The sequence below is a fragment of the Microbispora sp. NPDC049125 genome (assembly GCF_040802045.1).
Taxonomy (GTDB): Bacteria; Actinomycetota; Actinomycetes; order Streptosporangiales; family Streptosporangiaceae; genus Microbispora.
In genome coordinates this window covers 1-10,201 of record NZ_JBEZDW010000078.1, presented here as the reverse complement: position 1 = coordinate 10,201, position 10,201 = coordinate 1, and the positions used below count along the sequence as shown (strand labels likewise).

Below are 10,201 nucleotides of genomic sequence, written 5' to 3'. Positions count from 1 at the left end.
AGCACCCGCCCCCGCGGACACCACCCCACCTGACCCACCCCGGAAGCACCAGCACGCACCAACCGCCGGACGAACACCCCCGACGCCCGCACCGCCACCTGATCCTCACCAACCAACACCGAACCCGCCACGGAAGTCGTCGTGCCCGCGGCCAGCACGGAGATCAGCCGGGCCCCGGCACGCCCATCCAACTGGGAGGGCACATCGATCAGACCGCCCCACCGCTCCGGATGCTCCAACCCCACCACCCGGCCCAGCCCCCACACCGACGCCGCACCCGCACTGCCGAGCCGCTCAGCCCGGCCCACCGCAACCCCACCCGAGGTCAGCACCCACAACGGGGCCCCCACCCCGGCATCACCCAACGCCTGCACCACCACCAACGTCCCCGCCACACCCACAGGAACGCCACACCCATCGATGTCACCAGCCTGATCAGCCAAAGCCACCAGCGACACCACACCCGCCACCGAGCCAGGTCCCGAACTCACCCCCGAACCGGAATCCTCAAACCCCGGAACAGACGCCAGCGCTGTGCCGATCAGCTCCGCCAGACCCGCCCGATCAACACCGGCCACATCCACCGGCACCTCAACCACCCGGGCACCACCAGAGGCCAACACCCCAACAAGTTCACCGGCAAGACCACCAGCCGGCTCCACAGCGGCACCCAAGGTGGGGACGATCACCAGCCACGTCCCCGACAACACCCCCTGCGACGTCGAAGCCAGCGGCTTCCACGCGACCTGGTACCGCCAGCCGTCCACCACCGACCGCTCACGACGCCCCCGCCGCCACGACGACAACGCCGGCAACACCACACCAAGCGACTCACGAACCGCCGAATCCTCCAGCCGCAGCTCCCCCGCCACAGCCGCCAGGTCAACCTGCTCCACCGCGTCCCAGAAGCGGCTCTCTCCCTGGCTGTCTCCGTCCGGAGCCGGAGTTTCGCGGTCCGCAGGTGACGTTTCGATCCAGTAGCGCTCCCGCTGGAAGGCATACGTCGGCAGATCCACCCGCCGCGCACCCGACCCGGCGAAGAAGGCGCTCCAGGCGATTCCGATGCCGCGCACATGGAGGGCGGCCAGCGCGGAGACCATCGTCACGGCCTCAGACCGCTCCCGGCGCAGCACAGGAACGAAGACACCGTCGACGCACTCGGGGCCCATCGCCGACAGCACCGCGTCAGGGCCGAGCTCCAGGAAGGTGCTCACCCCGTCGGCCTGCAAGGACCGCATCATGTCCAGGAACCGCACCGGCTGACGAACGTGAGCGACCCAGTAATCGGCGTCCGAACCAAAAGCGATCGGGATCCGCGGCGGGTTGTAGGTCAGCGACTCGGCGACCCGGCGGAAGTCCTCCAGCATCGGGTCCATGAGCGGGGAGTGGAAGGCGTGGCTGACCTTCAACCGCTTCGACTTGCGGTCGGGGAACCGCGCAACCACGGCGGTGACGGCATCCTCCTCACCCGCGACGACGACCGACGAAGGGCCGTTGATCGCCGCCACGCTCACCCGGTCGGTCAGATACGGCAGGACCTCTTCCTCCGAGGCGTTCAGGGCCACCATCGCCCCACCCTCGGGAAGCGCCTGCATCAACCGGCCCCGGGCGGCGACAAGGGTGCAGGCATCCTCAAGCGACAGCACCCCGGCCACATGAGCGGCCGCGATCTCACCGATCGAATGCCCCGCCAGGAAGTCCGGCACGATGCCCCACGACTCCACCAGGCGGAACAACGCCACCTCAACCGCGAACAACGCCGGCTGAGTGAACTCCGTACGCCTCAGCAACCGCTCATCGGCGATCGCCTCCCGCACCGGCACACCCAGATGAGCGCACACCGCGTCGAACGCCTCGGCGAACACCGGGAAGACCTCATACAGCTCCCGGCCCATCCCCGCCCGCTGCGACCCCTGCCCCGTGAACAGGAACGCCACCTTGCCCCGCCCCGAGGCGACGTCCTGTACGACGCCGGGCGTGGCCGTACCGGTGGCCAGGGCGTCCAGTCCGCGCCGGACCGACTCGATGTCCTCGGCCACGATCGCGGCGCGATGCTCGAAAGTGGATCGGGTGGTGGCGAGGGAGTAGGCCATGTCCTTCAGCCCGGTCCCCGCGTCGAGCGCGCTCCGGAGACGTCCGGCCTGGGCGCGCAGCGCCTCGGCCGTACGGCCGGAAACGAGCACGGGCAGGGCGGGCGACGCGGTGGAGACCTCGGCGGCGGGGGGCTCCTCGGCCACCGGAGCCTGCTCGATGATCGTGTGCGCGTTGGTGCCGCTGATGCCGAAGGAGGACACGGCGGCCCGGCGCGGGCGGTCGACCTCGGGCCACGGCCTGGCCTCGGTCAGCAGGCGTACGGCGCCCGACGCCCAGTCGACGTGCGGGGTGGGCTCGTTGACGTGGAGCGTCTTCGGCATCAGGCCGTGGCGGATCGCCATGACCATCTTGATGATCCCGCCGACTCCGGCCGCCGCCTGCGAGTGACCGACGTTCGACTTCAGGGACCCCAGCCACAGCGGCTGGTCCGCCGGCCGGGCCTGGCCGTACGTCGCCAGAAGCGCCTGCGCCTCGATCGGGTCGCCGAGCACGGTGCCGGTGCCGTGCGCCTCGACCACGTCGACCTGGTCGGGGGTCAGGCGCGCGCCGGCGAGCGCCTGGGTGATGACGCGCTGCTGGGAAGGGCCGTTCGGCGCGGTGAGGCCGTTGCTGGCGCCGTCCTGGTTGACGGCGGAGCCGCGGACGACGGCGAGCACGGGGTGCCCGTTCCGGACGGCGTCCGACAGCCGCTCGACGAGCAGGACGCCGACGCCCTCCGACCAGCCGGTGCCGTCGGCGTCGGCGGAGAACGCCTTGCACCGGCCGTCGGCCGACAGGCCCTGCTGGCGGCTGAAGGCGATGAACGTGCCCGGGTGCGTCATCACGGTGACGCCGCCGACCAGGGCGAGCGAGCACTCGTCCTGGCGAAGGGACTGGATGGCGAGGTGGAGCGCGACGAGAGAGGACGAACACGCGGTGTCGATGGTGGCCGACGGGCCTTCGAGGCCCAGCGCGTACGAGATGCGGCCGGAGATCACACTGGTCGCGTTGCCGGTCAGCAGGTGTCCCTCAAGGCCGCGCAGGCCCTCGTGGACGCCCCCGCCGTACCCGGAGGAGGCGGCGCCGACGAAGACGCCGCCCCGGCTGCCGCGCAGCGACGCCGGGTCGATGCCGGCCCGCTCCAGCGCCTCCCAGGCGGTCTCCAGCAGCACCCGCTGCTGGGGGTCCATCGCGGTCGCCTCACGCGGCGAGATCCCGAAGAAGCCCGCGTCGAACTCGGCCGCGTCGTGGAGGAAGCCGCCCTCGCGGGCGTTGGTGGTGCCGGCGTCCTCGCCGTGGAGCTCGTCGAGGTCCCAGCCGCGGTCGGTGGGGAAGGCGCCGATGCCGTCCCCTCCCGCGGCGACCAGGTCCCACAGGTCCTCAGGGGTGCGGACGCCGCCGGCGAACCGGCAGCTCATGGCGACGATGGCGATGAGCTCCTGGTCCCGCTCCTCCATCTCGCGAATCTGCCTGCGCGCCTGACGCAGGTCAGCGGTGGCGCGCTTGAGATATTCGAGATACTTCTCTTCGTTCGCCATGACGTCACCTCCTGGGAGCGGTGGGGAAAAGGGTCGAAGTTTCAGGAAATGCCGAGTTCTTTGTCGAGCAGTTCGAAGATGTCGTCGGCGGTCGCTGACTGAAGTTCACGGTCCTCGTCGGTCGCACTGTGCGTGTCACTCCATTTCGACAGCAGACTCCGCAAACGCATCGTGATCTTGTCGTGCTCGGCGTGGCCGGGCGTCGACGCCAGGAGGATGGCCTCCAGCCGGTCCAGCTCGCCGAGCACCGGCAGCGCCGCCGGCGTCTCGTCTCCCAGGAGATCCACGCGCAGGCGCCTCGCCAGCGCGGCGGGCGTCGGGTGGTCGAAGACGAGCGTCGCCGGGAGGCGCAGCCCCGTCGCCGCGTTGAGCCGGTTGCGCAGCTCCACCGAGGTGAGCGAGTCGAAGCCGAGCTCCTTGAACGCCCGCTCCGGCTCGATCCCTGTCCCCGTGCCGTGGCCGAGCACGGTGGCCACCTCGGTGCAGACGAGTTCCACGAGCAGCGGCTCCCGTCCCGCGTCCGGCGCGCTCGCCAGCCGCTCGCGCAGCGTGGCCGCGGCCGCCGCGCCCGTGTCGACGACGCGCCTGGCCGGGGCGCCGACGAGGCCGCGCAGTACGGCGGGCAGCGTGGCGGCGTTCCGCAGCACGGGAAGGTTCAGCCGGACGGGGACGACGGTGGCGGCGTCCAGCGATCCGGCCGCGTCGAACAGCGCCAGCCCTTCCGGCGCGCTGAGCGGCGGCACGGCTCCCCGGGTCATGCGGCGGATCTCCTCCTCGCCGAGCGTGCCGAGCATGCCGCCCTCCGCCCAGGGGCCCCAGGCCAGCGACTGCGCGGGCAGGCCCGCCGCCCTGCGGTGCGCGGCCAGCGCGTCGAGGAAGACGTTCGCCGCCGCGTAACCGGCCTGCCCTCCGTTGCCGAACGCGCCGGAAACCGAGGAGTAGAGGACGAACGCGTCCACGTCGCCGGTGAGCTCGTGCAGGTTGACCGCCCCGTCGATCTTGGGGCGGAGCACCGCGGCGAGACGTTCGGGGGTGAGGCCCTCCACCACGCCGTCGTCGAGGACGCCCGCCGTGTGGACGACCGCGGTCAGCGGGTGCTCGGCGGGGATCGCGGCCAGCAGGGCCCGCAGCGCCTCGCGGTCGGCCACGTCGCAGGCCGCCACCGTGACCTCGGCGCCGAGCGCGACGAGCTCGGCGTCGGGCTCGCCGCCGGTACGGCTGGTCAGCAGCAGGTGGCGCACGCCGTGCTCGGCGACCAGGTGCCTGGCCAGCCTGCCGCCCAGGGCGCCGGTGCCGCCGGTGATCAGTACGGTGCCGTCCGGGTTCCAGCCGGCGGGGACGGTCAGCACGACCTTGCCGACATGCTGGGCCTGGCTGAGCAGCCGGAACGCCTCCGGCGCCCGCCGTACGTCCCACACCGTGAGCGGGAGAGGGGTCAGCGCGCCGCTGTCGAACAGCCCGAGCACCTCGGCGAACATGCGGGCGATCCGGTCGGGACCGGCCTCGATGAGGTCGAACGCCTGGTAGCCGACGCCCGGGTGGGCGGCTGCGACGTCGGCGGGATCGCGGACGTCGGTTTTGCCCATCTCCAGGAACCGCCCGCCCCGCGGTAGCAGCCGCAGTGAGGCGTCGACGAAGTCGCGGGCGAGAGAGTCGAGCACCACGTCCACGCCGCGTCCGCCGGTCGCCCGCAGGAAGGCGTCCTCGAACTCCAGCGTCCTGGAGGAGGCGATGTGCTCGTCGTCCAGGCCCATGGCGCGGAGGGTGTCCCACTTGCCGACGCCGGCCGTGCCGAAGACCTCGGCCCCGAGATGCCTGGCGAGCTGGACGGCGGCCATGCCGACGCCGCCCGCCGCCGCGTGGACCAGCACCGACTCCCCCGCGCGCAGGCTGCCGAGGTCGGTGAGCGCGTAGTACGCCGTGAGGAAGACGATGGGCGCCGACGCGGCCTGCTCGAACGTCCACCCGGCGGGGATCTTGGCCAGGTAGCGGCGGTCGGTCACGGACAGCGGGCCGAACGCGCCGGACAGCAGGCCCATCACCGGGTCGCCGACCGCGAGGCCGGTCACGCCGGGGCCGACCTCGGCGACGACGCCGGCGCCCTCGATGCCGAGGAGCCCCGCCGGGCCGGGGTACATGCCGAGCGCGTTCAGCACGTCACGGAAGTTCACCCCGGCGGCGCGTACGGCGACGCGGACCTCGCCTTCGGCCAGGGGGGCGACGCCTTCGGGGTTGGGCACGAGCGTGAGGTTGGCCAGGGTGCCCTTGGCTGTGACGTCCAGCCGCCAGACGCGCTCACCGGCGGGCGGCACAAGCGCGCCGTCGGCGCCCGCTCTGACCAGGCGCGGAATGTGGACCACGCCATCGCGTACGGCGAGCTGCGCCTCACCGGTGGCGAGGGCGGCGGCCAGGACGGCGTGCAGGTGGCCGGGGTCCGGGTCGTCCACGTCGACGAGGACGAACCTTCCGGGGTTCTCCGACTGGGCGGAGCGGACCAGACCCCAGACCGGGGCGTGCGCGAGGTCGCGGACGTCCTCCCCGGGAAGGACGGCGACCGCGCCGCTGGTGACCAGCACGAGCCGTGCGGCGGCCGTGCGGTCGTCGGCCAGCCAGTCCTGCACGAGGGCCAGGGCCCGGCGGGTGGCCGCTCCGGCCCTCGCGGCGACGTCGTCGTCGCCGGTGCCGGTGCCGGTCAGCAGGACGAAGGCAGCGCCCGGTACGGCCTCGGCGTCGGGGATCCGCCCGAGTTCGACGAGCTCGCCGATGTCGGAGAGGTCCGGTCGATCGTCCACGGCGGGCACGGGGGTCCAGGTGAGCTGGAAGAGCGCGTCGCCGGTCTGAGGACGGCCGTCCCCGAACTGGCCGGGGTCGACCGGGCGCAGGATCAGCCCCGCCACGGAGGCGACCGGCCTGCCGGTGTCGTCGGCCATCTCCAGCGTGACGCCGTCGCGGCCCGTGGGAGCCAGCCGGACGCGGAGCGCGCCGGCCCCCGCCGCGTGCAGGCTGACGCCGGTCCAGGCGAAGGGCAGGTGTCCCCGGCCGCTTTCGGCGATGAACTCGCCGAGGCCGACGGCGTGCAGGGCGGCGTCGAGCAGGGCGGGATGCAGGCCGTACTCGCTCCCGTCCGTCCCCTCCGGCAGGGCGACCTCGGCGAAGACGTCGCCGTCGCGCCGCCACGCCCTGGTGAGCCCGGTGAAGGAGGGGCCGTAGCCGAAGCCCATGCCGGCGAGGGCGTCGTAGAAGCCGTCAAGCGGGATCGGCTCGCCGTCCGGGGGCCATGCCGTCATGGCCGCCGGCTCGGCCGCCGCGCCAGGGGCCAGCACACCCGTGGCGTGGTGCGTCCACGGCTGGTCGTCGGCGCGCGAGTAGATGTCGAGGGTTCTGCGTCCAGCGTCGTCGGCCGTGCCCACCGCGATCTGCAGCCGTACGCCTGCCTGCTCCGGCAGGGCCAGCGGGGCCTGGATGGTCAGCTCTTCCAGATGGTCGCAGCCGACCTGGTCGCCCGCTCTGATGGCCAGCTCGACGAAGGCCGTGCCGGGCAGGATGACCCTGCCCATGACCACGTGGTCGGCGAGCCAGGGCTGCGTCTGGGCGGACAGCCTGCCGGTGAACAGGAACCCGTCCCCACCGGCCACGGGTACGGCGGCGCCGAGCAGCGGGTGCCCGGCCGCGTCGAGGCCGAGTCCGGTCGCCTCTCCTGGAGAGACGGTGCGGGGACGGGGCCAGAAGCGCTGCCTCTGGAAGGGATAGGTGGGCAGGTCCACCTGCCGGGCGCCGGGGAACAGGGCGGCCCAGTCGGGGGTGACGCCCGCGACGTGGAGCCGGGCCAGGGCGGTGGTGACGGTCTCCGCCTCCGGCCTCCCCTTACGGAGTGCCGGGATGAACGTGCCGTCGGCGCAGTCCTGGCCCATCGCGGTCAGTACGGCGTCGGGACCGAGCTCCAGGAAGACCCGTACTCCTTCGGCTTCCAGCGTCCGCATCGTGTCCAGGAACCGCACCGGCTGGCGGACATGGGAGACCCAGTAGTCGGCGTCCGAACCGAACGCGATCGGGATCTGCGGGGTGTTGTACGTCAGAGATTCGGCGACCTGGCGGAAGTCCTCCAGCATCGGGTCCATCAGCGGGGAGTGGAAGGCGTGGCTGACGTTCAGCCGCTTGGACTTGCGGTCGGGGAATTGCGCGATGACCGCTGTGACGGCCTCTTCCTCGCCTGCGATGACGACGGAGGCGGGGCCGTTGATCGCGGCGATGCTGACGGCGTCGGTGAGGTGGGGTTGGACTTCGTCTTCTGAGGCGTTCAGGGCGACCATCGCCCCAGCCTCAGGAAGGGCCTGCATCAGACGGCCCCGCGCGGTGACAAGCGTGCAGGCATCCTCAAGCGACAACACCCCGGCCACATGAGCGGCGGCGATCTCCCCGATGGAATGCCCCGCCAGGAAGTCCGGAACGATGCCCCACGACTCGACCAGGCGGAACAACGCCACCTCGATCGCGAACAGAGCGGGCTGGGTGAACTCCGTACGATCCAGCAAGTCGCCGTCGATGGCGGGCAGATGAGCACAGACCTGGTCGTACGCCTCGGCGAAGACAGGGTAAGTCTCGTACAGCTCCCGGCCCATCCCGGCCCGCTGGGACCCCTGACCGGTGAACAGGAACGCCACCTTGCCGGAAGAGGCGACGCCCTGGACCAGATGCGGGGCCGACTCCCCCCGGGCCAGGCTCGCGAGGGTGTCGTGGTGATCGCCCACGATCATCGCGCGGTGCTCGAAGGCGGAGCGCGACGTGGCGAGGGAGTAGGCGACATCTCTCGGATCCAGCTCCGGATGCGCGTCGAGGTGACCCCTCAGCCGTACGGCCTGATCCCGCAGCGCCTGCTCGTTTTTCGCGGACAGGAACCACGGCGCGGGGCCCTCGACGGGCGGTGGGACGGGGGCGGGGGCCGGCGCGGCGGGCTGCTCGACGATGACGTGGGCGTTGGTGCCGCTGAACCCGAAGGACGACACTCCCGCCCGCCTCGGCCGGTCCAGCTCGGGCCACGGCCTGGGCTCCGTCAGCAGCTCGACGCTGCCCGCCGTCCAGTCCACGTGCGGAGTCGGCTCGTCCACGTGCAGCGTGTGGGGCAGCACGCCGTGGCGGATGGCCATGACCATCTTGATGATCCCGGCCACGCCCGCCGCCGCCTGCGTGTGCCCGATGTTGGACTTGATCGACCCGAGGTAGAGCGGCTCGTCCCGGTCCTGGCCGTACGTCGCGAGGAGCGCCTGGGCCTCGATCGGGTCGCCCAGCGTCGTGCCGGTGCCGTGCGCCTCGACCGCGTCCACCTCGGCCGGGCTGAGCCCGGCGGAGGCCAGGGCCTGCCGGATGACCCGCTGCTGGGACGGACCGTTGGGGGCGGTGAGGCCGTTGCTGGCACCGTCCTGGTTGACCGCGCTGCCCTTGATCACGGCCAGCGTCTGGTGCCCGTTGGCGACGGCGTCCGACAGCCGCTCAAGCAGCAGCACGCCGACACCCTCACCCCAGCCTGTCCCGTCGGCCGCGGCGGCGAACGCCTTGACCCTGCCGTCGGCGGCGAGCCCGCGCTGGCGGCTGAACTCCAGGAACGCGCCCGGTGTGGCCATCACGGTCACGCCGCCCGCCAGCGCGAGGGAGCATTCGCCCTGGCGCAGCGCCTGGGCGGCCAGATGAAGAGCCACCAGGGAGGAGGAGCAGGCGGTGTCGACCGTGACCGCCGGACCTTCCAGCCCGAAGGTGTAGGCCAACCGGCCCGACACGACGCTGGCCGCGTTGCCGGTGGCCACGTGTCCTTCGAGGCCCTCCTGCGACATCAGCAGGAGTGTGCCGTAGTCCTGGCCGTTGGAGCCGACGAAGACGCCGGTACGGCTGCCGCGGATCGTGTCCGGGTCGATGCCGGCCCGCTCGAAGACCTCCCAGGAGGTCTCCAGCAGCAGCCGCTGCTGCGGGTCCATCGCCAGCGCCTCACGCGGCGAGATCCCGAAGAACTCGGAGTCGAACTCGGCGGCGTCGTCCATGAAACCGCCCTCGGCGGCGTAGCTCTTGCCCGGCTGGTCGGGGTCGGGATCGTAGAGACCGTCGACGTCCCAGCCCCGGTCGGCGGGGATGGCGGAGATCGCGTCCCCTCCTCCTGCCACGAGCTGCCACAGCGATTCGGGGCTGCGGACCCCACCGGGGAACCGGCAGCTCATCGCCACAATCACGATCGGGTCGTCATCGGCGGCCACGTTCCGGGTGAACTCGGCCTCATCGGCCTCCGTCCCCATGGCGAGCGAGAGAAGGTGATCGGCGAGCGCGGCGGGTGCCGGGTAGTCGAAGACGAGCGTCGCCGGCAGCGCGAGGCCGGTCGCCGCGTTCAGCCGCTTGCGCAGCTCCACACCGGTGAGCGAGTCGAACCCGTGGTCCCTGAACGGACGGCCGGGATCGATGTCGGCCGGCGACGCGTGCCCGAGCACGGCCGCGACGTGCTCCCGGACCAGTTCGAGGACGACACGGTCACGGTCGGCAGGCGTCAGGGCCATGAGCCTGTCCCTGAGCCCTGTCCCCTCTTCGGCGGCCGCGCCCTCGGCCCCGGTCTC

Annotated in this window: 2 protein-coding genes; both read right to left on the bottom strand. The window is 72.3% G+C overall.

The genetic code is table 11. From position 1 onward, the window contains the following. A partial coding sequence (locus tag AB0B72_RS39745; RefSeq protein ID WP_367744947.1) for a type I polyketide synthase occupies positions 1 to 3,611 on the bottom strand: 3,611 nt, incomplete at its 3' end. 41 nt (positions 3,612 to 3,652) lie between these two features. Further along, the gene (locus tag AB0B72_RS39740) at positions 3,653 to 10,144 is read right to left on the bottom strand and encodes an SDR family NAD(P)-dependent oxidoreductase (RefSeq protein ID WP_367744946.1); all 6,492 of its coding nucleotides are present in this window, start codon (positions 10,142 to 10,144) and stop codon (positions 3,653 to 3,655) included. Positions 10,145 to 10,201: the final 57 nt, after the last annotated feature.